This window comes from Pseudonocardia sp. EV170527-09, from assembly GCF_008369905.1.
In the GTDB taxonomy this organism is placed as follows: Bacteria; Actinomycetota; Actinomycetes; order Mycobacteriales; family Pseudonocardiaceae; genus Pseudonocardia.
The window spans coordinates 1-208 of sequence record NZ_VRMC01000731.1; the positions used below are offsets into that span (position 1 = coordinate 1).

Genomic DNA, 208 nt, shown 5'->3' on the forward strand with positions numbered 1-208 from the left:
ACCCCGGCTCGCTGATCCACGTCGACGTCACCAAGTTCGCCAACATCCCCGACGGCGGGGGCTGGCGCTACCTGGGACGACAGCAAGGCCGCCGCAACCAGGCGGCCACCGCGCGGCGCACCGGTCAACGGGGCAAGTACTACCGCCCGGCCATCGGGACCGCCTACGTCCACACCGTGATCGACGACCACTCACGCACCGCCTACGC

General features: G+C 70.7%; 1 pseudogene. It reads left to right on the top strand.

Features of this window, described 5'->3' with window-relative positions:
- Positions 1 to 208, top strand: a pseudogene (locus FVA95_RS34455) (DDE-type integrase/transposase/recombinase); the annotation flags it as partial.